This window comes from Methylomonas fluvii (genome assembly GCF_014850975.1).
Classification (GTDB): domain Bacteria; phylum Pseudomonadota; class Gammaproteobacteria; order Methylococcales; family Methylomonadaceae; genus Methylomonas; species Methylomonas fluvii.
The window spans coordinates 1,633,240-1,656,843 of the sequence record NZ_JACXST010000002.1; the positions used below are offsets into that span (position 1 = coordinate 1,633,240).

The window sequence follows — 23,604 nt, forward strand, 5'->3', positions numbered from 1 at the left end:
TAACAACACTACATTGTTAATTAGACAGGAGTTGCTGCCATGACATCGTTGATCAGTTACTTGGCGGTTTCGACTCCGCTGCTGTTGTTTCTATCCGGCACCCCGTCCTCTGCCTGGGCGACGCGCCACCCGCAGCAAATGGGCAAACTGTGCGGGACTTTATCCATCATGGCGGTGCTGACAGCCGGACTTTCCGGCGTCGGCATTTTTTCTCAGGCCTCATTGCCGGCTAGTGTCGCAGATAACGGCTTATACATCGACAGACTCTCGGTCATGATGCTGATGCTGGTGGCGTTCATCGGGGCCGTGGTCATCCGCTATTCACGTCATTACCTGGATGGCGATCCTGGCCAGGGCCGGTTTTTCAAGTGGCTGGCCTGGACTATCGCGGCAGTGATGACCTTAGTCATCGCCGGCCATTTCATACTCTTTGTGCTGGCCTGGATTCTCACCAGCCTGTGTTTGCACAAATTGTTGTTGTTTTATCCGGAACGCCAGGGGGCTCGTATCGCCGCGCGCAAGAAGTTTATCTTCAGCCGCTTAGGCGATGGCGCGCTGATTTTGGCAGGGATTTGGCTGTATCAAGTCTTCGGTACGCTTGAATTCAAAGACTTGTTCGCACTTGCAGACCAACCGGTTGCGGACACCGGCTTATTGAACGCCGCCGCCTTTGCGCTGGTGATTGGCGCGATCATCAAATCGGCGCAGTTTCCATTTCACAGTTGGCTGCCGGAGGTAATGGAAACCCCAACGCCGGTATCGGCGCTGATGCACGCCGGCATCATCAACGCCGGCGGTTTTCTGGTAATCCGCATGAGCCACATCTTGGTCCAGGCGCCCGCCGCGCTGCACCTGCTGGCAGTCATCGGCACCATTACCGCGCTTTTTGGTTCATTGGTGATGCTGACCCAAACCAGTATCAAAAAATCGCTGGCCTTTTCCACCGTCGGCCAGATGGGTTTCATGATGCTGCAATGCGGACTCGGCGCATTTTCCTCGGCGATGCTGCACATCGTCGCCCACGCCTTGTACAAGGCCCACGCCTTTTTATCCAGCGGCAGCGTGGTGGACATTGCCAGGGCCGCCTGGGCGCCGGCACCTCGTGACCATCGCCATCCGGGCGAACTGTTACTAGCATTCATCGCGGCCTTGGCGTTGACGGTTGGCAGTGCCGGCTTGTTCGATCTGACCTTTAGGGAAGAACCCGGCATTGTGCTGTTGGGTGCCATCTTGCAAATGGCTTTGACCTATTTGCTTTGGAATGCCTTGGCCCATCAAACCGGCCCCGCGCAAATCGGCAAAGCGCTGATGGTTGCCGCTGGTGTAAGCCTACTGTATTTCGCCCTGCAAACCGGTTTCTTGCACTTACTGCGCGCTGACATTGCCGGCCAGATGCCGATAGACAGCCTGTTCGATAGTGTATTGCTAACCATCGTCCTGGCAGGCTTTTTTACCATTTTGATGTTACAGATTCAGTACCCCGGCCCGGCGGCGGCCAAGGTTTGGCAAGCAGCCTACGTGCATATCTACAACGGCTTTTACATCAGTACCCTGGCCAACCGCATGATTCAGCGGTATGGGTCAAAATCCGTCAGTCTTAGCCATCGTCACTCTGGAGGAATGCAGCCATGAACTCAGCCGTATTGTCACTTAAAACACCGCACGCATTCGATGATGCCGAGATAGCTGGCGTTGCCGATGGCACGAATCCCTACCAGAACCCGGATATACTTGCCGCCGTTGAAAGCGCCTGCGCCCGCATCGCCCCGTTGTGGCCGTTGCAACAGTTCGTCGCGGTCAATCCGTTTCTGGGGCTAACTGAGCGCGGCTTTGCTGATGCTTGTAAATTCAGCGCACGGATGGGCCAAGGCGAGATGCTGATGCCGGCGAGTTTCTACGCCGACCAATACCGGCTGGGCTACATTCAAGAGGCGGACATCAGCCAGGCATTGCAATTAACCGGCAGCAAATTGTCCCTTAAGCAATGCCTACTCGACTTGCAGGATTTGCCTAACCAGGATACCGCTTTGCCAGGCAATCCCTGCTACACGCTGGCGGAGCATCTCGATGCCCTGCGCGGCACTCAATGGTCGCTATTGATTACCGACGAGATTTCCAAATGGTGCGCGGCTTACTTCGATCAAGGCCAGTCAGCATGGCGCATGCCCTGGCGGGGGCTGCCACTTTATACCGCGTGGCGCCGGGCGGCGGCCTTTGATCGCACGCCGGAATTGGCGGGCCTGTCATCGTTTCGGCAGACGATCAGCGCCTTACCGGAACAAGCCAGCGTAGCCGTCTCACAAATCCTGACCGCGATGGGTTTGCCCGGTGACAGACTGGACGACGTCTGTCATCGGCAATTGCTAACGGTCGCCGGCTGGAGCGCTTGGGTGCGTTACCAACACTGGCAAACCAGCCTGGAACAAAGCCAAGAGGCGTTGCTGCAACTCCTGGCCATACGCCTGAGCTATGACTATGCGCTGTTGTCTGCGCTGGCAAGCCCTCAGGAAATACAGACCTGGCGGAGCCAATGGCAAGACTCGCCGCAATCAAGTACCCATGCCAACTTAGCGCTTGAAGTACGCCATGTTATGCAATGGGCTTACGAATTGGCCAAACAGCGGCCGCTGTTCGACAAACTCGCTTCCGGGATTGCAGCCACAAGTGCCGGTCATGCCGACCGGAAAAACCTGCAGGCGGTATTTTGTATCGACGTGCGTTCGGAGATTTATCGGCGTTCCCTGGAGATGCAATCCAATACCATCGAGACCTTGGGCTTTGCCGGCTTCTTCGGTTTCCCCATCGAATACATCGCGCTGGGGCATCATCACGGCCAGCCGCAATGTCCGGTACTACTGAAGCCTGCATTCCGGATTCGGGAAAGCGTCATCCATGCCGATGTCGGCGAACTACGCGACATCTTGGAAAAACGCTGGCTGCGCAAGCGTTTAAACAGGCTTTGGAAGGGCTTTAAAAATTCCGCAGTGTCTTGCTTCTCCTACGTGGAAATTTCCGGTCTGAGCTTCGCCGGCAAATTGCTCAGCGACAGCCTGGGTTTGACCCGGCCGGTGGTGAAACCAGGTATCGCCGGACTGGACAAAGCCATCGTCCACCGCATCGGCCCGGTCATTACCCGTCAGCGCGGCCGTCTGATTGCCAAGGGACCGGTGGTCGAAACCGGCATTGCTTTGGGTGACCGCGTCGAACTGGCGCGCAAAGCCTTGCTGGGCATGAGTCTGACCGACGGTTTTGCCCGGCTGGTGTTGTTGTGCGGACACGGCAGTACCACCGTCAACAATCCGTATGCCGCCGGTCTCGATTGTGGCGCCTGCGGGGGCATAGCGGCGAAGCCAATGCCCGGGTCGCGGCAGCGGTGTTGAATGATCGCGAGGTCCGTGCCGGCCTGGCCGCGCAGGGATTAACTATCCCGAAAGACACCTGGTTTGTCCCCGGTTTACACGACACAACCACGGATGAGGTGCGGCTGTTCGACCTTGACCAGATCCCGCATTGCTTCAGCGAAGACCTGTTGCTGTTACAGCGCTGGCTAAATCAAGCCTCACAGCTGACGCGCCAGGAGCGCGCGCCGGGTTTGGGATTAGCCGGCCACGATGCCGCTACGCTGCTGAAAGCCATTACCCAGCGCAGCCGGGATTGGTCGCAGATTCGTCCGGAATGGGGCTTGGCGGGAAATACGGCCTTTATTGCCGCACCGAGACAACGCACGTATCACTTTGAGTTGAACGGCCGGGTATTTCTACACAATTACGATTACCGGCAAGACGCGGATACTGCGATTTTGAGTCTGATCATGAGCGCGCCGATGGTGGTGGCCAGTTGGATTAACCTGCAGTACTACGCATCGACCGTGGATAACCGCCGCTTCGGCAGCGGTAACAAGGCCTTGCACAACGTGGTCGGCACGATCGGCATTCTGGAAGGCAACGGCGGCGACTTGCGCAGCGGTTTACCTTGGCAATCGTTACATGACGGTAAAACCCTGCGCCACGAGCCGGTGCGTTTGACCGTGGTTATCGAGGCACCGGCCGAGATGATTGAGCAAGTGTTGGCAAACCACGCCGAGGTTAGGCAATTGGTGGACAACCACTGGCTGCACCTGACACGCATCGACCCATTGGACAACCGCTGCTATCGCTATCTAAAACCGCAGCATTGGCAAGCCGTCACCGATTTTGGCAAGGAGATTTAATATGAACGGGCAAGCAAACAAACCCTTAAACCAGGCACACGCCGCGACGGACCATCTGGACTTACTGGAAGCCGAGGCGCTATTCATCCTGCGCGAGGTAATTGCCGAATGTCGGAATCCGGTGCTGCTGTTTTCCGGCGGCAAGGATTCGGCAGTGCTATTACATCTGGCTTACAAGGCCTTTCATCCCGGGCGCATCGGCTGTGCGCTGCTGCACATCGATACCGGCCATAACTATAACGAGGTGATCGGCTACCGCGACCGCATGGCGGCGCGTTATGACTGCCAACTGTATGTGCGCGGCGTCGAGGATTCGATCCGCAAAGGCTCGGTACGGTTGCGGCATCCTTTGGAATCGCGCAATGCCTACCAATCGGTGACCTTGATGGAAGCGATCGCCGAGTTTGGCTTCGATGCCTGTCTGGGTGGCGCCCGACGTGACGAAGAGAAAGCGAGGGCCAAGGAGCGTATCGTCAGCGTGCGCGACGAATTCGGCCAATGGGAGCCCAAAAATCAGCGCCCGGAGCTTTGGTCTTTGTACAACACCCGCGTGGCGCTGGGCGACCATCTGCGGGTGTTCCCGATCTCGAATTGGACCGAACTGGACGTCTGGCAATACATCCAGCGCGAGGACATCGAACTGCCGGCGCTGTATTTCGCCCATGCCCGGCAAGTCGTGCGGCGTGGCGACATTCTGGTGCCGGTGACGCATCTGACACCCGCCCAAGCCGGCGATACCGTGGAAACCATCAGTTGCCGTTTTCGCACGGTCGGCGATATTTCCTGCACCGCGCCGGTGGCATCGTCAGCCAATAACGTCGCCGACATTATCGCCGAAACCGCGCAATGCCTGCTGACCGAACGCGGCGCCACCCGCCTGGACGACCGCGCTTCCGAAGCGGCCATGGAACAACGTAAAAAAGAGGGGTATTTCTGATGAACGCACTGAGCTATGTGGCACTTGAAAGCCAATTTGACGAAGCGGAGCAAGCCGCTAATTCCGGGCTGCTGCGCTTTATCACCGCCGGCAGCGTGGATGATGGCAAGAGCACGCTGATCGGTCGCTTGTTGTACGACACCGGCAACGTTGCCGCCGATCAATTGGCATCGATTCAAGCTACTTCCCAAAAACGTGGGCTGGCGGCCATCGATTGGTCGCTGTTGACCGATGGCCTGATTGCTGAGCGGGAACAAGGCATTACGATTGATGTGGCCTACCGCTATTTCGCCACCGCGCGGCGGAAATTCATCATTGGTGATGCGCCCGGCCACGAGCAATATACCCGCAACATGGTCACCGCCGCTTCCAGCGCCGATTCGGCCATTTTACTGGTCGACGCCAGGAAATGCGTCACCACCCAGACCCGCCGCCATGCCTATCTGGCGCATTTACTGGGTATCCGCGAGTTAGTGCTGGCAGTGAACAAGATGGATTTGGTGGATTGGCAGCCTGATGTTTACCAAGGCATCGTGGATACCTTCAACGCCTTCGTCAGTGCCTTGGGTCGTCATCATGTGCAAGCCATTCCGCTATCGGCATTAAACGGCACCAACGTGGCGACACGCGCGGAGGCGATTCCTTGGTATAACGGCCCCAGTTTACTGGAATACCTGGAAGCCGTGCCGGCCCGGCGCGATGCCGAGCAGGCCCCGCTAAGGCTGCCGGTGCAACGGGTGGTGCGGGTAATGCTGGGCAATGCCGCCAACGGTGCGAGCAACACGGAGTTTCGCGGTTATCAAGGCACACTGGCTTCGGGACAACTGGAAATTGGCGATGAAGTGGCGGTGTGGCCGAGCGGCCAGCGGGCACGCGTCACACGCTTGAATGTGGCCGAACAGGCATTGGCCGTGGCCAGCGCAGACCGTGCGGTGGTGGTGTCGCTGGATAGTGAAATCGATATTTCGCGCGGCGATATGCTGTCTAGCCCCGTGCAGCCGCCGCAGGTTGTGAAGACACTTACTGCCGATATTTGCTGGCTGTCCGAGCAGCCACTGCAAGCGCGGAGCAACTACCTGATTAAACATACCACCCGCACCGTGAATGTGTTTTTCGAGGAGCTGAGTTACCGGGTTGACGTCAACACGCTGGAACACCAAGCCACCCCAGAAACGGCGGTCATGAACGACATCCTGCGAGTTAAACTGAAATTGCAGCAGCCGCTGTTGGTCGATGCGTATGTCGATAATCGCACCACCGGCAGTTTCATCGTCATCGATCCGCTGTCTTTGCACACGGTAGCGGCTGGCGTGATTATTTAATGCGATAGGGTCTAAAAACAGGAATCCCCCGAATGAATTGGAACGAATATATGCAATTGCTGGCCGGCTTGATTTCGGTAGTCAATCCGATCAGTGCCATGCCGATTTTTCTGTCGTTGACGGCGACCAAATCAGCGGAGCAACGCCGGCAGACAGCAATAAGCACCGCATTTGCCGTGGCGATGGTGTTGTTCACTTCGCTGTTGGCTGGCGAACCTATCCTGAATTTCTTTGGTATCGGCTTGCCGGCCTTTCGGGTCGCGGGGGGACTGTTGCTGCTGTTGATGGGCATATCGATGCTGCGGGTCAGCGATGATCGTTCTCGGCACACGCCGGAAGAAGATGCCGAATCGCACGAAAAATCCTCGGTCGCGGTGGTGCCCTTGGCGATTCCGTTGTTGGCGGGGCCTGGCGCCATCAGCACCACTATCGTCTACGCCCATCGCGATTTGTCCTTGGCGCATTATTTGTTGTTCAGCGGTGTGATCGTATCGGTCAGTGTCATCGTGCTGCTCATCCTGCTGCTGGCACCGCGCATTATCGCCGTGATGGGACAAACCGGCATGAACGTGGTGACGCGAGTGATGGGCTTGTTATTGACCTCCACTGCCGTCGAATTTATCGCCGGCGGCATCACGGAGCTATTTCCCGTTTTGGCGGGAGGCTAAGGATGCCGCTAAAAATAAGGTCCCGAAGCGTCTTGCCCGCCACACTGTTCCTGCTCGACTTGCATGGATGCAGGCACAATTGCCGAAAGCTCAGGCTAAGCGTGAACGGTTTGGACCGAAGGATGGCCGGATTTCCCCGCACATCCTTCGACAGGCTATCTCACGGCGAACGGTTTTTAAGGGCCGGGTTAATAGATTTATCCGGAGCCTGAAAACCACCTCGAGATTAAAACCGGTATTCCACCCCACCGAATACCGAGCGGGTCGCGCCGGGATTGAACTGGTCCAAATCGGCACCATTCGCATTGCCTAGAACCCACACCGACGATGCATAATGTTCGTCGGTTAAATTTCGGCCATCGACGAACAATTTCCAATGTTTGCCGTCGTCCCACCCCATGCGCGCACCCAACAGTGCGTAAGGCTTGGCGGCCAGGGTGTTGGCGAAGTCCGCATAATTGGAACTGACGATGCGGGCATTGGGACCAATATAAAAGCCGCTGGGATGCTGGTACAGCGCTTCGACGAAAGCATTGTGTTCGGGAATGCCGGGCAAGCGGTTATTGCGCAGCGCAGGGTCGCTGTCGAACGTAAAGTCATTCCAGGTGTAGTTGCCGCTGAGCCGCAAATTATCGCCGGATGCCGCCAGATTTAGCGGCAAAGTGGTTTCCAAGCCGAGTTCGACACCACGATGTAGCGTCGTGCTATCGGCGTTGGTGGAGGAAAAGGCCGTTGGATTTCTGGGATTGGAAACAATCAAGTACTCGTTGTTAACCCAGGACTGATAAAAAGCCAAATCCCATTTCAAGCGCTGGGCTTGCCCGCGCGTACCGATTTCCACGGTGCTGGCGGTTTGCAAATTTCGTTTGGGTTGGAGATAAATGTTGGCAAGATCGGCCATTTTTGGCGGTTCGGCGCTGCGGCTGACATTGCCGTAAATCTGCGCTTCGTTGGTGGCTTGCCAGGTAAAGCCCAGCTTGGGGTTAGCCGTGAAGAAATCTTGATTGGCTTGGTTGCTGGGTCTGGCGGCACTAGCCACATATCCTTCGTACCGTTCGTAATTCACATCGCGATAATTCAATTGAATGCCGGCAATCAAGGTAAACCTGTCTGTCAAACTCAATTGATCTTCCATAAACGCTTCGACATTCAGCCAGCGGTCGCGCTCCGCCGTCAACAACGGCCCAAGCTGCCTGCCGACGATGCCGTAGTTTTTATCGTTGATAAATTGCCATTGGGTCAGACCGCCCCAAACTACCCGGTTATTTAAACCCAATAACTGGCCGTTGATCTCATGCCGCCAGTTAAAGCCGACATCCTGCCACTGGTCGTGATTGCCGCTATCGGTATAGTCGTAACGATAGTTATTGATTGAGTAATAACTGCCCACCTCAAAGCGGTCGCCGCCATGCAATTTTACCGAATGCTTTAGATCGAAGCGGTAAGATGAAAAGCCATTCGGCAAGGACCAATCGTTGGGGTTTTGTTGCGGATTTTGGTCGATTTGTCGCTTGCTCAGCGTTGCCGGCCACAAGAAATTATGGTTTTGCGCATCGAAATACAAACGGGTTTCGTGATTTTCATTCCAGCGGTAGCCGACATTGCCATGGCCTAAAAACTGTTCTTGATGATTGTTTTCCCGAGTAGTATCGGTATTCACATAGGAAAATGTGCCGAAAACATCCAATCCGTTTTCAAACGCTTTACCGCCGCTGAAATACGGGCGGTAATAATCGTTGGTGCCGCCGACGATGCCGATTTTCAACCCATTGGCGGTGTACCCGGTCGGCGTGATGTAATTGATAGCGCCGCCTAGATTGCTGCCGCCGTATTCCAAGGCATTCGCGCCTCGATAGACTTCGATATGCTCGATAGCATAAAGATTGAGCGCCTCGACATCGAAAGTCCCGTTGGCGTGAGTAAACGGCATGCCGTTGCGCAGAAATTTTATACCTCGAATCGGCGAAATATCCGAATTGCCGTCCGAACCGCGGATGGAGATGCGCGATCCACCGGTCGCGCCGGCGCTAATATCGCCCACATAAACGCCCGGCGCGGTCGCCAAGGCATCGCTGACCGACAAGGGTGCGCCTTCTTCGATCCGCCTGCCGTCGATCACCGACGTACCGCCCGCCACGCGATTCAGTTTGATTTGCGATTCTTGCATCGATGGTGTCGTCAGGCTAAGGCTTTCGCTTGCTAAGGCTTTACCCGTCACCGTCATAGTCGGCAAGGTGGTCGTACCGGCGGCGGACTGCGGTTCCACCGCCGCCTTTTCCAAGGTGACGGTCTTGCCGTTGCTGAACCGGTACTGCAGCCCGGAACCGCGCAGCAAGTTCCGCAAAGCCTGTTCCGGCGTATAACGGCCGATTAATTCCGGCGCGGTGATGCGCTCGGCAATGTCGCCTTCATACAGCACTTGCAAGCCGGTGAGCGCGGAAAAGCGCGTCAACGCGGAGGACAGCGCTTGGGAGCGAATATCAAAGGTTTGCGCGGTTTGCTCAGCGGCTATGGTCACAGCAGAAGTCAACAGGCCGGCAGTAAGCGCTGCGTAGAATGAGCGCCGGCAATCGGGTGCGGGATATTTCATGCGTCTATCTCCTTCGTCGATGAATGGTGTTACCGACAAAGACGACGCGGGTTCGGGCTTACCCTTAGTGGCGAGAAAAATATTTTTATACGCGTTGGCTCATGGCGCAAGGCGCGCCCATCTATTACGTCAATACAACAACACCCAATCGCCCGGCATCCGCAAGGCCCTGGCTTGAAGCGTGGTGGTCAACGCGGCCAGCACGGCATCGGGGTCGGCGTTGTTGAAGACACCGTTCACCACCCGTTCGGCCAACTGTGGATTGACTGCGACAATCCGACCTCGCCGATAGCGGTTAACTTCCTCCAGAACTTGCGTCAAAGGCTGGCGGTGAAACACGGTTTGGCGTCGCCGCCAGGCCAGTGCATCGTCGTTATCGAGCCGGGCAACGGCTTGCAGCCGGCCTTGACGATACTCGGTTTGCTCGGCCGCGTGCACCAAAGCCTTGGCACTATCGGCGCCGACCTCCACAATGCCCTCGCTGACGAGGACGCGCAGCTCGTCGGCTTGTTTGCGAACGCTGTAGGCGGTACCCACCGCACGCGCGGTTGCATGGCCGCCGTCGACGACGAATGGCCGTTGCTTATTGGGCGCGACTTCGAAATAGGCTTCGCCGCGCAGCAATTCGATCTCCCGCAAGTTGTCGCTGTAACGGACCGCTAATGCCGTATCGGTATTCAAGGTCAGCCGCGAGCCGTCGGCCAATTCAACGCTGAGTTGCTGGCCGGCTGCGGTATGGTAATCGCTATGCCAGTTTTGCCAGTGCTCCGGTATGCGCCAGCCGACCACCAGCAACAACAGCCCCAGACAGACCGACGCAAACCGGAGCAGGTTTCGGCCGCGAGCCGACGGTTGCAAACGACCCTCACCCAGCGCCCTTCCGGTGGCAAAGGTTTCGGTTTTAAATTGGGCGGCATCCGCTTGCAAGCGCTGCTGTACCCGCTCCGCCGGTTGTTTCAGTAAGGCCCATAGCTTGAGCGATTGGTCGTAGGCTGCGGCGTGCCGGGGATCAGCGTGATACCAAATTTCAAATTGGCGACGCGCTTCGTCGCTGACGTCATCCGCGTGCAAGCGGGCAAACCAGGCGAGTGCCTGGTCAGAAAGCGAATCGGAAGACGCGGATTGGAGCTTATCGGACATGGTTAGCTGAGCGAAGCGGTGAGCCGAGACGGGCATGATGCCACGATTTCAGAACAGAGTTAATTTGCATGATACGAGCCAAGGGAAGCATCAAAGGAAATCGATGCGGTCTTTGAAATGCTTCAAGGCTTTATGCATGTGACTTTCCACGGTGCGCGCCGATATACCCAGCTCGACGGCGATTTCTGAATAACGCTTGCCTTCCACTCGGCACAACAAAAACACCTTGCGGCATTGCGGCGGCAATTCGTAGATGAGTGTTTCGAACAATTCCATTTGTTGTTGCCCCTCCAGCGTACTGTCCGGTTGCGGTTGGCCGCAAGCAATGTCCTCGCCCACCAAACCGCCGTCGCGTCGTTCGTGCCGAGCCCGACTGCGCAAATGATCCAAAGCAAGATTGTCGGCGACGCGAAACACAAACGCCCGCTGATTGGCGATCTCGTCGGCAGCGGAATAGTGGGCGATTCGTAAATAGGTTTCTTGAATCAAATCCGCCGCGGTTTCGGCACAATTGACCTTATGCGTCAAAAATTGCTGGAGTTCCTTCTGGTAGCGCAGAAAACTGGCAAGTAAATCGGAATCGGTGATTGCACGCATGAAAACAAAGCCGGAAATGAAACGTCTTCTGCCGATGCAATTTTTAAGCCTCTAACCTCGTAAACCAGTGGCATCAAGGGATTGCGCCATCAGTTGAGGGCATTGAAGGCAAAAATCCTGGACGCTCAGCGCAAAAACTGCGGCATATGACACACTTTCAACCTCGTGCTTCCAGCTTCAACTCGCGACTGGCCCAACGGCAAATTCATACGCCAAGCATCGACCCACCGTTAAGCCCTAGTGGTTATCAGCAGCTAAAAACCAGTCGGTTTCAGCACTTGCGCCTTTGCTGGGCAGTGGCTTTTTGCCGCCAACGAATCACCCCCGTCACAAACAACACCGGGCAAGCCAAGCCGGTGATGAACACCAAAATCCGCCCGGTCATGCCGAAGGCCTGGCCGGAATGCAAAGGCCATTGCCAGTGCGTGAAGACTTCGCCGGCCGTGGCTGCCGGCAGACTGGGATCGTCCAAGTCCAGAATCTTGCCGCTGTAGCGGTCTATCACCGTGCAACGGCGTTGCAGGATACTGCCGGGCGCATCGACGCCATCCTGGCAAACCGTATAGGTTTTAGTGGGTTCGTTGGCGCCGTAAATCCAGTGCGGACGGCCTTGCGGGTATTGTTTGAAGGCAATCGCCACCGCGTCATCCATGCCGATGGCCGGGGCATTTGGATAAGGCGGTTTGGATTGAAACCAGTAGCGGTAAGTCACCGGCGAGAACAGTTCCAGCACCGGCACCACGTTGTGCGGTAGCACCATGTAAATCCCGGAAAACAGTACCGGCACCATCACCAGCAAGGTGTAAAAACCGCTGGTTTTATGCAGGTCGTAATTGAAGCGGACTTTGCCTGCCTTGGCCTTAAAAGTCAGGGCATTGCGCCAATGCCCGGTCAGCGGCCACCAGACGATCAGGCCGGTCAAGGTCGAAATAATCAATAAGGCGGCGGACCCGCCGACTATCGGCTCGCTGATGTCTCCCGGAATCAACAAGGCGAAATGCAATTCAAACATCAAGCCGATAAAAGTACTGGGCAGCCAGTCGCTGGAGCGCCTCTTGAGTTGCTTACCCGTGACATTCGTCGTATACGGATCAACGGCAACTTCCCAATTTTCCAGCGAACCGTTAGCGTCGGCAACTGCATACCGCAGTTTGAAGGCCGCGAATTCGTTGCGCGGATAGGTGGCGAAGTTATGTTTAGCGTTTGGCGGCATCGCCTGCTTGCCGGCCGCGAAAATTTCCGTCAAGGGCCTATATTGGGCATGCTCCGGTGGTTGCACCGTCAGCATCTCGGGGTGCAGCCATTCGTCGATTTCCGCATGAAACACCAAAATACTGCCGGTGATTCCGTAGATAGACAGCAGCAGACCCAGCGTCAACCCCAACCAGAGATGGGCGGTTAGCCAGCGTTGGCGGCGGGCTTTCAAACGGGTCAGGCTCTGGCTTGACGCATGGTGTAGAGGTGTCGCCTTTAGGTAATTGGCATTGCTGTTCATGGCATTAGTCGAAAAAAGTTTGGTCGTGTATGGCAGAGGGAGTTTGTTATATAAGACGTCTGAGCAAAGAGAATCCGCATGCAGACTGTCGTTTGATCGATACTTGGCGGGGCGCAGGCCAAGTGGATTTGAAACGTTTAGGTCCAGGTTGCCAGCCCAGACCTGCTTAATTGTGGCATCTGCCTAACCCGAGCCCGCTAGAACTCCAAGCGTGCCGTTCCCATAGCTGTCGGCGGCGCACCAGGGTAAATGCCGAAGCGCGGCGGCGCATTTTGGAAAGGATCGGTGGATTCGTAGACCATAGATTGGGGTTCGTTACCTCACCCCGACCTATGGTTTTATGCGCGCTGTACCTCAGCCCCCAACATTAACAAGTCAGGCTTTGACGTGGTCCATTCTCCGAGCGGTATTGGTTATTGAACCCGACAATAAAAGGGATTCAAGCTTAAAACTCCACCTTGATCGACCCTAGCAAAGAGCGCGGCGTGCCGATGGTACGCGTACTGCTGGCACTACTCCAGTAGGCGTCCGGAAAGTAGGTTTTGTCGAGCAGATTGTTGACGTTTAACTGGACGGTGATTTTGGATTTTTCCACTTTCCAGGCATACGCGGCCAGCAGATCGACTGTCGCATAGCCGGCGGTTTGATAGCCATTGCGGGAGCCGTCGGTGGCGCCGTCGCGCATGCTGATACCACCGCCGACTTTTAATCCGCGTAAATCGCCTTGCCGGAAATCGTAGGTCGACCATAAACTGCCGACGTTTCTAGGTACTGCGAAAAGCCGATTGCCTTCCAGGCCATTATTATCCTTGCTGACGCGGGTATCGAAATTGGCGTAGGTGGCGATCAGATTCCAACCCGGCAACAGTTCGCCGCGAATATCGACTTCAGGTCCCTTGCTGCGCACTTCGCCGGCGGCTATCGAAAAATTGCCGGTAACGTCAGAGGGGTCACGGGTGACGACATTTTGTTTAGTGATGTCGTAGTAGGCCAGTGTCGCGCTGAGTTTGCCGTCGAAGAACTCGAATTTGCTGCCCACTTCCCATTGTTGCCCGCTTTCCGGCGGTAGCGGCTTGCCGGTGAGGGTCGTAGCCCACTGGTTGGAAACACCGAAGTTTTCGATGTAGTTACCATAGAGGCTCAGCCAATCTTGGGCTTGCCACAGTACGCCCACTCGCGGCGTGACCTCATCGTCGGCCGGCTGTTCGGTGTGGTTCAGGTTATCCCATTGCTTGACGTACTGGTAACGAAAACCGCCCATCACATTTAAACCATAAGGCAGCTTGATTTGATCCTGGGCATACAGGCCGACAAAATCCGCACTGTTGCTGCTGGCCCAGCCGGCCGGGCTAAAAGGTGTGATTGGCGAGGAATTGTGCACCGGATTGTAAATATTGATCGGCGCCAGCTCGGCGGTGTAAGGATCGCTGATGTTGTCGGTGCGGTAATAATCGCCGCCCATCAATAGCGTGTGCTCCAAAGGGCCGGTGCCAAAATGGCCGGTAACATCCAGCGTCGTGTAATAGGTATTGTTTTGAGTGGGGACGAAAGTGACACTGCGCGAAACCATATTGTCCGGGTCTGGGGTATCCACTGATATGCCCGGCCAGTTTTGGGCCGTATCCAACAAGTCGGCCACAAAGCGCTGCTTAATAGCCCAATTATCGTTGAACTGATGCGACCAGTTCAAACCGATCAGTTTTTCCTCGACGTTTACTTTCCCGGCAGCTCCCGAAAAGTTACGGGAACGCGGCATATCAATGAATCGTCCGTCAACAAACGGCCAGTTGTTGGGATCGTCCATCAAATTGTCGTGCCGGTATTCCATTTCCAGGCTGACTTGAGTACGGGGGCTTATATTCCAAGTAACGATCGGCGCTAAAAATGTGCGTTCGCTGTTGACGAATTCGCGAAACGAGCCGCTGCTCTCGAACGAGCCGTTAAAGCGGTACAACAAGGTGTCATCCTGGGTCAGCGGGCCGGTGGCATCCAGCGTGGTTCGGTAAAGATCGTAAGAACCGAACTGCTGTTGCAGTGCGTAATAGGGTGTGGCCAGCGGAGTTTTGGTAACGACGTTGACCATGCCGCCCGGCTCCATGCGGCCGTACATAATGGCAGCCGGCCCCTTGATCACTTCCAGGCGTTCGACATTGGCCATTTGCCGGTTACCGATCGATGCATATTGGCTGTCGATACGAAAACCGTTGCGAAAATATGTTGAGCTGCGAAAACCACGCAGGAAAATATCGTCGGACAGGCCGCCGGATCCGTGGCTGACCGTTGCGCCGGCGACATTTTTTAACGCTTCGGTCATCTGGATGGTTTGCTGATCGTCGAGCACCGCCTTCGGTATGACCTGAATATTGACCGGCGTTTCCATCAGCGGGGTATCGGTTTTGGTGGCCGTCTCGGTCACCCTTCGGGTGTAGCTGGGATTGTAAGGGTCGGTATCCGCGTAAATCTCCAAGCCGGTCACGGTGATACTGGGCAAGGTGGCGGCATTCGACTGCGGCTCTAGCGCCGCCGATTTATGCAGTGTCACGGTATTACCGTTATTGAATTGATAGGAAACTTGCGAGCCTTGTAACAAGCGTTTCAAAGCACCTTCCAATGAATAATTGCCAATAACGCCCGGCGAATCGATGCCCTTGACCAACTCCGAGTTGTAAACAAACTGCACGCCGGACTGTTCGGCCAGGGCGCTCAGTGCGGAATACAAGGGCTGCGCGGCGATGTTGTAGTTGCGACTTTCGCCATTGGCGCTAGGGCTTTCGGCCTGAACCGTCGGCAGCGTTGCAGCGGTTATCAAGCCCAGACAAAGCGGCAATGCGCCGATTGCGGATGAGCCTTTAGTGCGGTTTTTTCGCGTCCCGCGTGGGTTTCCGGTTATTCTCATGATGTGTCCTCAGCAAAGATATGTTCTAGCTGAGAACGATTGGCGGCTGGCTGAGCCGTACTAAAAGATGTGTGGCAAATTGTCGCAGGCAGCAAAGCCGGCCATCAGGACTGCAAAAACACCAGCGGCCCGGCATGGATGACTTTAACCGGCAAGGTCTGTTGCAGCGCTTCCAGCCAGGCATCGATTTGCTTGATGTCCACGGCGATGTTGACTTCCCGCTCCGCCAATTCGTCATCGAGCAGCCGGATTTGGCCACGCCGATAGCGGTTGATTTCGGCGATAACCTGTTTTAACGGTACGAAATTCATCAACAAGCGGCCGCGGCGCCAGGCGTCGGCGTTGCTTAATTCGACTGCTTGCGGCACGCCCAGCATCTCGGCATTGAAGGTGAGTTGTTGGCCGGGTTGCAACGTGGCGCTATCGGCTTGCGCGCCGTGCGCGGACGGCCGACTGCTGCGAATTTTGCCTTGCAATAGCGTAACCGCGCCGGCTTGGCCGTCGTAACGGACGATGAAGCGGGTACCCAACGCTTCTGTGGACATAGAACCGGATACAACCCGAAACGGCTTGTGCTCATCATGCGCCACGTCAAATTCGGCCTCGCCGCGCAGCAATTCTATGCGCCGCTCATTGGCATTGATTGATACATCGATGGCGGTATCGGTATTCAGATGCGCGATGCTGCCGTCGGCCAGCGTAATTGAGGTCTGCTCGCCGATGCGGGTACGGTAGTCTGCCAGCGGATGCTGCAGGTAATCCGGATAAAAACCACCCATCACGCTCAGCAGCAGCGCAGCGGCCGCAGCCACGCCCAATCCGCGCTTTAGCCTACGCACTCGGCACTGCCTTGCCGCCAGCGCGCGGCGGCGTTGCCGATCAGCGAGCAGCGGCTGCGGCAGCTGTTGCCAAAGGGTCTCCACATCACGATAGGCTTGCTCGTGTTCGAGGGTTTGCGACCGCCAGTTTTCGAACTCAGCCAATACCGTCTCATCGGCAGCGCCGGACTTTAGGCGCACGAGCCAGGCAACGGCTTGTTGCTGCAAAGCTGCTCGGCGAGTTGAAGAAGTTTCGTTCATTTCTGCATCGTCTGGAGCGGGAACTTTACTATAACGAGCCACGGAGCTTAAAGCCACACTAAGCTCATTGGCTATCAACAGCCTGCCGGCAGTGCAGCAAGGCTTTTGCCAGCTGTTTTTCCACCCAACTGGTGGAGATCTTCAGTTGCTTGGCAATTTGGACATGGCTTAAACCTTCGATACGGCTTAAATATAAAATCTCGGCGCATTGATCAGGCAAATCGGCCAGAGCTGTCTGAATGTGCTGCAATTGTTCTTGCGCTTCTGCAGTCCGTTCCGGCGCTGCCGAAGCATCGATATCGGTTTCGTCGCCCAGATATTGATCAAGCAATTCATAGCGGCGTTTTTGCGTGCGCAGATGATCGAGAGATAGATTGGATGCCACTTTAAATAGCCAGGCCTGGACTTCGATCTCACTGGCGGGAGGCGGCTTCAACAACGTCAATCTCAAAAAAATGTCTTGAATCAGATCGGCCGCAGTGTCGTCGCAACGGATGCGGTGTCGCAAAAAACGCTGGATTTGCGGGCGGGTACTTAAAAAAATTCGGTAAATATCGTGGTCAGAAAATGCCATGCGCGAAGCCAGGCCATGCTGGAGTTAATCGTGGCATTTGGCGCTGCAAAGTTTACGCCATGACTGGATTCACAGACTTAAACGCCTGGGATTAAGGACTTTGTGTTGGCTCGAAAAAAATCTGAGGCTTGGCAGTATTCATAAAACTGCGTGAAATGCCACACCGCCCTCGGCATTTCACGCGGTCGTATTTTTTGGTTGCCTCGAAGTGCTTAATCCGCAAAACGGAATAAACAGGGGACTACTAAATCCTGGTCATTATTTTGAACAGAAACCATAGGAGCCTTTGTTACGGCTGACACTCCGGCATCAAGGAACTGCGCCAATACTGGTCTTCCTTTTCGAACAAACGGCGGCTTTCTTCCGGTCCCCAGGAACCGGCCGGATAGGTGGCAATATAGTCCCGCTCGGTCACCCAATTTTGCAGAATGGGATCGACGATGCGCCAGGCGTATTCCACTTCGTCGAAACGCAAAAATAGCGAACGGTCGCCCTTCATCACATCCAATAACAAATCTTCGTAAGCATCCACGCGGCGTTCGTCGGGATTGCGGAAGCTGGCGTCCAGGCTGGTAGTGCGGGTACGCATTTCCAGACCCGGCTCTTTAACGGTCATTTCGATACGGATGCATTCTTCGGGCTGAATCCCCAGCAATATCCAGTTTGGCGTCATGCACTGCACATGTGTATCACGGAAAAACTGAAACGGCGGGTGGCGAAAGCAGATCGAAATCGAGGATTGGCCCTTGGCCATGCGCTTGCCGGTGCGCAGATAAAACGGCACGCCACGCCAGCGCCAGTTGTCGATCAATAATTTCATGGCTGCATAGGTTTCGGTACTGCTGTCGGCGGGAATATTGGCTTCTTCTAGGTAGCCGCCCACTTTTTGACCTTCGATATTGCCGCGGGCATATTGGCCGCGAAAGGCATGCGCGTGTACGGCCGATTTCGGGATCGGCCGGATCGACTTCAGCACTTTGACTTTTTCGTCGCGCAGAGACTCGGCATCCATCGATACCGGCGGTTCCATCGCCACCAAAGTCAAAAGCTGTAACAGGTGGCTTTGCAACATGTCGCGCATCGCCCCGGCGCTATCATAGTAATCGCCACGGCTACCTATGCCCAGCTCTTCGGAGTGGGTGATCTGCACGTGGTCGATGTAATTGCGATTCCACAGGGGTTCCAGCATGACGTTGGCGAAACGAAACACCAAGACGTTCTGCACCATGCCCTTGCCCAGATAATGATCGATGCGATAAATCTGGTCTTCGCTCAAATAACGGCTCAGACGCTTTTGCAAGGCCTGCGCACTTTCCAGATCGTAACCGAACGGCTTTTCGATCACTACTCGTCGCCAGCCGTATTCTTCGTTTAGCAATTCTACTTGGCTCAAGGACTCGATGACGTTGCCGAAATCGCTGGGACCGATGGCCAGATAGAAGGCCATATTGCGGGAAAATCGCGGCTGAGCGTTTAGCGTTTCCGCCAGGGATTTATAGCATTCCGGCTGATCAAGATCGCCGCGATGGTAATCCAGCCGTTCGCTGAACCGGTTGAATACGGCCTCGTCCAGCGGCGTATTGGCCTGCTCAAGTAGCAAGGCCTTCACTTCCGCCAACCAGGTCGCTCTATCCCAGGGACGGCGGCCCACCGCCAGGATACGGGTACCTTCCGGCAATTTTTTTTCCAGTTCCAGATGATAGAAGCCGGGCATGAGCTTCAAGCGCGCCAAATTGCCGGTAGCACCGAAAATGACGTAAGTGCAGGGGTCTGTATTCATAAAAGCCACCTTGTCTTTACTTTGCAATATAGGGTGCAGTTTGCATCATTTGCGCGGGCGCGTCGAACTGGAAAACCTGGCGGCCGATAAAAGTGGCCAAGTCAGAACAAGGCGATATTCACCTTGGTCATAGTATGACGTCATCGTCACTCAGACATTTCAGAACTTGATCCTGGTTATCCAATAGCCTAATCAGCTTAATTTTCATTGTATTAAAGCGCTGTCGCGCCAACTCTGCGTCGGCTTGTGCCAATGCTTTTTGCAAGTTCTCGACGACCGCCAGGCAATCGGCAAAATCGTAAAAACAAAAAGTGCCATGCAATTTATGGTTCAGCTCCCACGCCTGTTGCAGCAACCCATTGTCCAAGGCCCGCTCGATGTCGAGTATTAATCCCGGCAACTGCTCAAATAATTTGCCCATCAAGACTTGGCTCAACTGCCGGTTATGCTGGGCTTTGCGCAAAAGCTGACCGGCATAATACTCGGCGTTCACTGCCTCATGCTGCCGCCAACGCACCAGCAATTGCTCCAACTGGTAAAGGCGGACCGGCTTGACCAGACATTCGTTGAACCCGGCGGCAATTGCCCGTTCCTGCTGCTGATTTTGCGCGTGAGCCGTGACGGCGACTGCCGGTGTTTGTCGATTGTAATTTTCGGTGCCGCGCAAATTTGCGGCGACATCGAAACCACTTAAAAACGGCATGTTCACATCCAGGAAGATGAAGTCGTAGCGGCGTTCTTGCAACAATTGCCAAGCCTCCCGCCCGTCTTTTGCCGAGGTGATATTCGTCGTCCAGTATTCCAACTGTTCGCGCAACAACCATAGATTGATTTCATTGTCGTCGGCAATCAGAATCGAAAAATCGTTGGTCATGGTCAATAGCTTCTAGCTGTGAATAATTTGCTGATGCCGTTATCGAATGTTTCGCGGCAAAAATCAATCTATGACGCGGCAATCCATCGTAAACCGTTCCACACCAAAAGCGCCCGGCAATAAAAAACCCCGGCACCTTGCGGCAACCGGGGTTTTCAGGCCGAGGCCAAACGGCGATTACATCATGCCGCCCATACCGCCCATGCCGCCCATATCAGGCATTGCAGGGGCTTTGTTGTCAGCTGGTGAATCGGCGATCATGACTTCGGTAGTGATCATCAGACCAGCAACAGAGGCCGCGTTTTGCAGCGCGGAACGGGTTACTTTCGCAGGGTCCAAAATACCCATGGCGATCATGTCGCCGTATTCGCCGGTTGCCGCATTGTAACCGAAGTTACCGGTGCCTTTTTTGACTTCGTTCAACACCACAGAGGCTTCGTCGCCGGCGTTGCTGACGATTTGACGCAAAGGCTCTTCCATCGCGCGGCGCAGGATGCTGACGCCCACGTCTTGGTCGTGGTTGATACCTTTCAGGCCTTCCAGCGCAGACAAGGCGCGGATCAGCGCGGTACCGCCACCGGCAACCACACCTTCTTCAACCGCGGCGCGAGTTGAATGCAGCGCGTCTTCAACGCGAGCTTTCTTCTCTTTCATTTCCACTTCGGTCGCAGCACCGACTTTGATCACCGCTACGCCGCCAGCCAGTTTGGCCAGACGTTCTTGCAGTTTTTCACGGTCGTAATCGGAAGTCGCTTCGTCGGCTTGAGCGCGGATTTGCGCGACGCGGCCTTTGATTTGATCTTCGTTGCCAGCACCGTCGATGATGGTGGTGTTTTCTTTGTTGATTTGGACGCGTTTTGCAGTACCCAATTGGCTGATGTCGGCTTTTTCCAAAGACAAACCGACTTCTTCAGAGATCACCACACCGCCGGTCAGCACCGCGATGTCTTCCAGCATGGCTTTACGACGGTCGCCAAAGCCAGGGGCTTTAACAGCAGCGACTTTAACGATACCGCGCATGTTGTTAACAACCAAAGTTGCCAGAGCTTCGCCTTCAACATCTTCAGAAATGATCAACAAAGAACGACCGGACTTAGCCACGCCTTCCAGGATTGGTAACAATTCGCGGATGTTGGAGATTTTTTTGTCGTACAACAAAACGAATGGGTCGTCCAGTTCTACGCTCATGCTTTCTTGTTTGTTGATGAAGTATGGGGACAGGTAACCGCGGTCGAACTGCATACCTTCAACCACATCCAGATCGTTTTCCAGACCGGTGCCTTCTTCAACGGTGATAACACCTTCTTTACCGACTTTTTCCATCGCTTCGGCAATGATTCTACCGACAGACTCGTCAGAGTTTGCAGAGATAGTACCTACTTGAGCAATCGCTTTATTGTCGGTGCAAGGGGTTGAAGCGTTTTGAATAGCGGCTACCGCTGCGGTTACTGCCAAGTCGATACCGCGTTTCAGGTCCATTGGGTTCATGCCCGCTGCGACTGATTTCAAACCTTCGTTAACGATAGCCTGCGCCAGAACGGTCGCAGTCGTGGTACCGTCGCCGGCTACGTCAGAAGTTTTTGAAGCCACTTCTTTAACCATTTGCGCGCCCATATTTTCGAATTTGTCTTTCAATTCGATTTCTTTGGCTACCGATACACCGTCTTTGGTGATGGTTGGTGCGCCGAAGCTTTTATCCAATACGGCGTTACGGCCTTTAGGACCCAAAGTCACTTTTACTGCATTTGCTAGAACGTTAACGCCTGCCACCATCAGTGCACGCGCGTCGCCACCAAATTTTACGTCTTTTGCTGCCATTTCTTATTCCTGAGATATTGGTTAATTGAAAAAGAGTGTGTCGAACGAATTGGGATTAACCCAAAACACCCATGATGTCTTCTTCGCGCATGACGATGTATTGCTCGCCATCGACTTTAACTTCGGTGCCGGAATATTTGCCGAACAACACGCGGTCGCCAACTTTAACTTCCAGGGCACGTACTTGGCCGTTGTCTAACGGTTTACCTGAACCCACTGCCAAAACTTCGCCTTCGCTAGGTTTTTCAGCAGCGGAACCCGGCAGCACGATGCCGCCCGCGGTTTTGGTTTCTTCTTCAACGCGTTTTACGACGATACGGTCATGTAACGGACGAATTTTCATCAATGTCTCCTTAATGTAGATAAAGTTAAAGGTTAAAAACTTAATAAAGCTATTTAAAAAACAGCTACCCCTTACGGAAGAAGCGAGCTTTTAAGCGGCCTCAAGTTTATTAGCACTCTCTAGCAACGAGTGCTAATAATATCCGGCTTTTGCACTCTGTCAAGCTCTTTGGCATCATCTGCGCCTCACCCAAGCCATACACACTATGAACGACGAACAATTACTCCGTTACAGCCGGCAAATCATGCTGCCGCAAATCGATATTGCCGGTCAGCAAAAACTACTCGATGCCAAAGTATTAATCGTCGGTGCCGGCGGTTTGGGCTCGCCCGCCTCCATGTATCTGGCGGCAGCTGGCGTCGGCCAGATCACCGTTTACGACGACGATCAGGTCGATTTGACCAATTTGCAACGCCAGATTGCGCACAACACAGCCGATATAGGGTTGGATAAAGTTATTTCAACCCAACAGACCTTGGAAAAAATTAATCCTGGCGTAAAAGTGTTGGCCCGCAAGCGACACTTGGCCGGCGAACAATTGCTTGCAGAAGTGGCTGACGCCGATGTGGTGCTGGATTGCAGCGATAATTTCGCCACTCGGTTTGCGATAAATAAGGCTTGCGTGGACAAGCAAACCCCACTGGTATCCGGCGCAGCGATCCGCTTCGAGGGCCAGGTCAGTGTGTTTACGCCGGGATTGAACGATAGTCCGTGCTATAACTGCCTTTATCAAAGCGACGGCGAGGAATTGCAAAATTGCGCCCGCAACGGCGTAATTGCGCCGATCACCGGCATTGTCGGCAGCATTCAGGCCTTGGAAACGATCAAACTGCTTGTCGGCACCGGCACCACATTAACGGGCCGCTTGCTGCTGCTGGACGGCCTCAGTATGGAATGGCATAGCATGCGCTTGAAGAAAAATCCAAATTGCCCAAGCTGCGGTGAGAAATAAGCCAATCCGCATAAAAAAGCCGGGCTAATCCCGGCTTTCTATCGCTGGCAAATAAGGCGTTTTAATTTTTTCCCAGTTTGCCTTTAACCATCAGAATGGCTTTGCTGACATTTCTCAATAGCGCTGAATCGCTATCGCCGTGCGGCTCGATGTCGCCGAACGGCTCGCCGTTCTTCATGGTGTACATGTAAATGAAATACCCCAACGGTGCGAAAGCGAAGATGGCAATAATCAACATCAACACCACTAATTCGATAACTCCGCCCATAAATACCTCCAACTATTTGTTTTTATTTTAATTTAGAATGAGGTCATAGACCTCGGGAATG

At 54.7% G+C, this 23,604-nt stretch carries 17 protein-coding genes and 1 pseudogene; 6 read left to right on the forward strand and 12 right to left on the reverse strand.

The annotated features are described in order from the left end of the window. Positions 1-39: 39 nt before the first annotated feature. From EBB_RS17005 to EBB_RS17030, 5 genes and pseudogenes are all read left to right on the forward strand, one after another. Positions 40-1,632 carry an NADH-quinone oxidoreductase subunit L gene (locus tag EBB_RS17005; RefSeq protein ID WP_192394893.1) on the forward strand — a complete coding sequence of 531 codons (1,593 nt, stop codon included), beginning with the start codon at positions 40-42 and terminating at the stop codon, positions 1,630-1,632. Then, a pseudogene (locus tag EBB_RS17010) lies at positions 1,629-4,210 on the forward strand (YbcC family protein). The gene EBB_RS17005 and the pseudogene EBB_RS17010 overlap by 4 nt, the downstream one beginning before the upstream one ends. 1 nt (position 4,211) lies before the next feature. Next, complete coding sequence (gene cysD, locus EBB_RS17020) at positions 4,212-5,147, forward strand: sulfate adenylyltransferase subunit CysD (protein ID WP_192394896.1); 936 nt, start codon at positions 4,212-4,214, stop codon at positions 5,145-5,147. Beyond that, positions 5,147-6,469 carry a sulfate adenylyltransferase subunit 1 gene (locus EBB_RS17025; RefSeq protein WP_192394897.1) on the forward strand — a complete coding sequence of 441 codons (1,323 nt, stop codon included), beginning with the start codon at positions 5,147-5,149 and terminating at the stop codon, positions 6,467-6,469. Before cysD ends, EBB_RS17025 begins: the two co-directional genes overlap by 1 nt. A 32-nt stretch (positions 6,470-6,501) precedes the next feature. Then, on the forward strand, positions 6,502-7,137 hold the full coding sequence (locus EBB_RS17030) for a MarC family protein (RefSeq protein WP_192394898.1): 636 nt from the start codon (positions 6,502-6,504) through the stop codon (positions 7,135-7,137). A gap of 226 nt (positions 7,138-7,363) precedes the next feature. Here the strand turns inward: EBB_RS17030 and EBB_RS17035 are convergent, their stop codons facing one another. The 11 genes from EBB_RS17035 to groES form a co-directional block, all read right to left on the reverse strand. Then, entirely contained in the window at positions 7,364-9,727 is a 2,364-nt protein-coding gene (locus tag EBB_RS17035) for a TonB-dependent receptor domain-containing protein (RefSeq protein ID WP_192394899.1), read from the reverse strand. Between the two features lie 129 nt (positions 9,728-9,856). Then, positions 9,857-10,903, reverse strand: coding sequence for a FecR family protein (locus tag EBB_RS17040; protein ID WP_225587476.1), 1,047 nt, complete (start codon positions 10,901-10,903; stop codon positions 9,857-9,859). Positions 10,904-10,957: 54 nt separating this feature from the next. Then, on the reverse strand, positions 10,958-11,464 hold the full coding sequence (locus EBB_RS17045; RefSeq protein WP_192394900.1) for an RNA polymerase sigma factor: 507 nt from the start codon (positions 11,462-11,464) through the stop codon (positions 10,958-10,960). 271 nt (positions 11,465-11,735) lie between these two features. Then, complete coding sequence (locus EBB_RS17050; RefSeq protein ID WP_192394901.1) at positions 11,736-12,959, reverse strand: PepSY-associated TM helix domain-containing protein; 1,224 nt, start codon at positions 12,957-12,959, stop codon at positions 11,736-11,738. 445 nt (positions 12,960-13,404) lie between these two features. Next, the gene (locus EBB_RS17055) at positions 13,405-15,855 is read right to left on the reverse strand and encodes a TonB-dependent siderophore receptor (protein WP_192394902.1); all 2,451 of its coding nucleotides are present in this window, start codon (positions 15,853-15,855) and stop codon (positions 13,405-13,407) included. 104 nt (positions 15,856-15,959) lie between these two features. After that, positions 15,960-16,934: a FecR family protein gene (locus EBB_RS17060; protein WP_225587477.1), complete on the reverse strand. Its 975-nt coding sequence runs from the start codon at positions 16,932-16,934 to the stop codon at positions 15,960-15,962. 64 nt (positions 16,935-16,998) lie between these two features. After that, positions 16,999-17,508 carry an RNA polymerase sigma factor gene (locus EBB_RS17065; RefSeq protein WP_192394904.1) on the reverse strand — a complete coding sequence of 170 codons (510 nt, stop codon included), beginning with the start codon at positions 17,506-17,508 and terminating at the stop codon, positions 16,999-17,001. Between the two features lie 289 nt (positions 17,509-17,797). Next, the gene (gene zwf, locus EBB_RS17070; RefSeq protein ID WP_192394905.1) at positions 17,798-19,288 is read right to left on the reverse strand and encodes a glucose-6-phosphate dehydrogenase; all 1,491 of its coding nucleotides are present in this window, start codon (positions 19,286-19,288) and stop codon (positions 17,798-17,800) included. A 127-nt stretch (positions 19,289-19,415) separates the two neighbouring features. Next, positions 19,416-20,162, reverse strand: coding sequence for a response regulator (locus EBB_RS17075; RefSeq protein WP_192394906.1), 747 nt, complete (start codon positions 20,160-20,162; stop codon positions 19,416-19,418). Between the two features lie 177 nt (positions 20,163-20,339). Continuing rightward, positions 20,340-21,980, reverse strand: a complete 1,641-nt coding sequence (gene groL / locus EBB_RS17080; protein WP_192394907.1) for a chaperonin GroEL — start codon at positions 21,978-21,980, stop codon at positions 20,340-20,342. A gap of 55 nt (positions 21,981-22,035) precedes the next feature. Beyond that, complete coding sequence (groES, locus tag EBB_RS17085) at positions 22,036-22,323, reverse strand: co-chaperone GroES (RefSeq protein WP_020484651.1); 288 nt, start codon at positions 22,321-22,323, stop codon at positions 22,036-22,038. 205 nt (positions 22,324-22,528) lie between these two features. Between groES and EBB_RS17090 the strand changes: the two genes are divergently transcribed. After that, positions 22,529-23,275: a HesA/MoeB/ThiF family protein gene (locus EBB_RS17090; protein WP_192394908.1), complete on the forward strand. Its 747-nt coding sequence runs from the start codon at positions 22,529-22,531 to the stop codon at positions 23,273-23,275. A gap of 61 nt (positions 23,276-23,336) precedes the next feature. Here EBB_RS17090 and EBB_RS17095 read toward each other — a convergent pair whose 3' ends face one another. After that, a complete protein-coding gene (locus EBB_RS17095; RefSeq protein ID WP_033156006.1) occupies positions 23,337-23,543 on the reverse strand; it encodes a hypothetical protein in 207 nt (68 codons plus the stop codon). Positions 23,544-23,604 lie beyond the last annotated feature (61 nt).

Excerpts from the sequence above, each read along its gene's own strand:
- EBB_RS17005 (WP_192394893.1), top strand. The coding sequence starts at position 40 with ATGACATCGTTGATCAGTTACTTGGCGGTTTCGACTCCGCTGCTGTTG.
- cysD (WP_192394896.1), top strand. The coding sequence starts at position 4,212 with ATGAACGGGCAAGCAAACAAACCCTTAAACCAGGCACACGCCGCGACG.
- EBB_RS17025 (WP_192394897.1), top strand. The coding sequence starts at position 5,147 with ATGAACGCACTGAGCTATGTGGCACTTGAAAGCCAATTTGACGAAGCG.
- EBB_RS17030 (WP_192394898.1), top strand. The coding sequence starts at position 6,502 with ATGAATTGGAACGAATATATGCAATTGCTGGCCGGCTTGATTTCGGTA.
- EBB_RS17035 (WP_192394899.1), bottom strand. The coding sequence starts at position 9,727 with ATGAAATATCCCGCACCCGATTGCCGGCGCTCATTCTACGCAGCGCTT.
- EBB_RS17040 (WP_225587476.1), bottom strand. The coding sequence starts at position 10,903 with ATGCCCGTCTCGGCTCACCGCTTCGCTCAGCTAACCATGTCCGATAAG.
- EBB_RS17045 (WP_192394900.1), bottom strand. The coding sequence starts at position 11,464 with ATGCGTGCAATCACCGATTCCGATTTACTTGCCAGTTTTCTGCGCTAC.
- EBB_RS17050 (WP_192394901.1), bottom strand. The coding sequence starts at position 12,959 with ATGAACAGCAATGCCAATTACCTAAAGGCGACACCTCTACACCATGCG.
- EBB_RS17055 (WP_192394902.1), bottom strand. The coding sequence starts at position 15,855 with ATGAGAATAACCGGAAACCCACGCGGGACGCGAAAAAACCGCACTAAA.
- EBB_RS17060 (WP_225587477.1), bottom strand. The coding sequence starts at position 16,934 with ATGAACGAAACTTCTTCAACTCGCCGAGCAGCTTTGCAGCAACAAGCC.
- EBB_RS17065 (WP_192394904.1), bottom strand. The coding sequence starts at position 17,508 with ATGGCATTTTCTGACCACGATATTTACCGAATTTTTTTAAGTACCCGC.
- zwf (WP_192394905.1), bottom strand. The coding sequence starts at position 19,288 with ATGAATACAGACCCCTGCACTTACGTCATTTTCGGTGCTACCGGCAAT.
- EBB_RS17075 (WP_192394906.1), bottom strand. The coding sequence starts at position 20,162 with ATGACCAACGATTTTTCGATTCTGATTGCCGACGACAATGAAATCAAT.
- groL (WP_192394907.1), bottom strand. The coding sequence starts at position 21,980 with ATGGCAGCAAAAGACGTAAAATTTGGTGGCGACGCGCGTGCACTGATG.
- groES (WP_020484651.1), bottom strand. The coding sequence starts at position 22,323 with ATGAAAATTCGTCCGTTACATGACCGTATCGTCGTAAAACGCGTTGAA.
- EBB_RS17090 (WP_192394908.1), top strand. The coding sequence starts at position 22,529 with ATGAACGACGAACAATTACTCCGTTACAGCCGGCAAATCATGCTGCCG.
- EBB_RS17095 (WP_033156006.1), bottom strand. The coding sequence starts at position 23,543 with ATGGGCGGAGTTATCGAATTAGTGGTGTTGATGTTGATTATTGCCATC.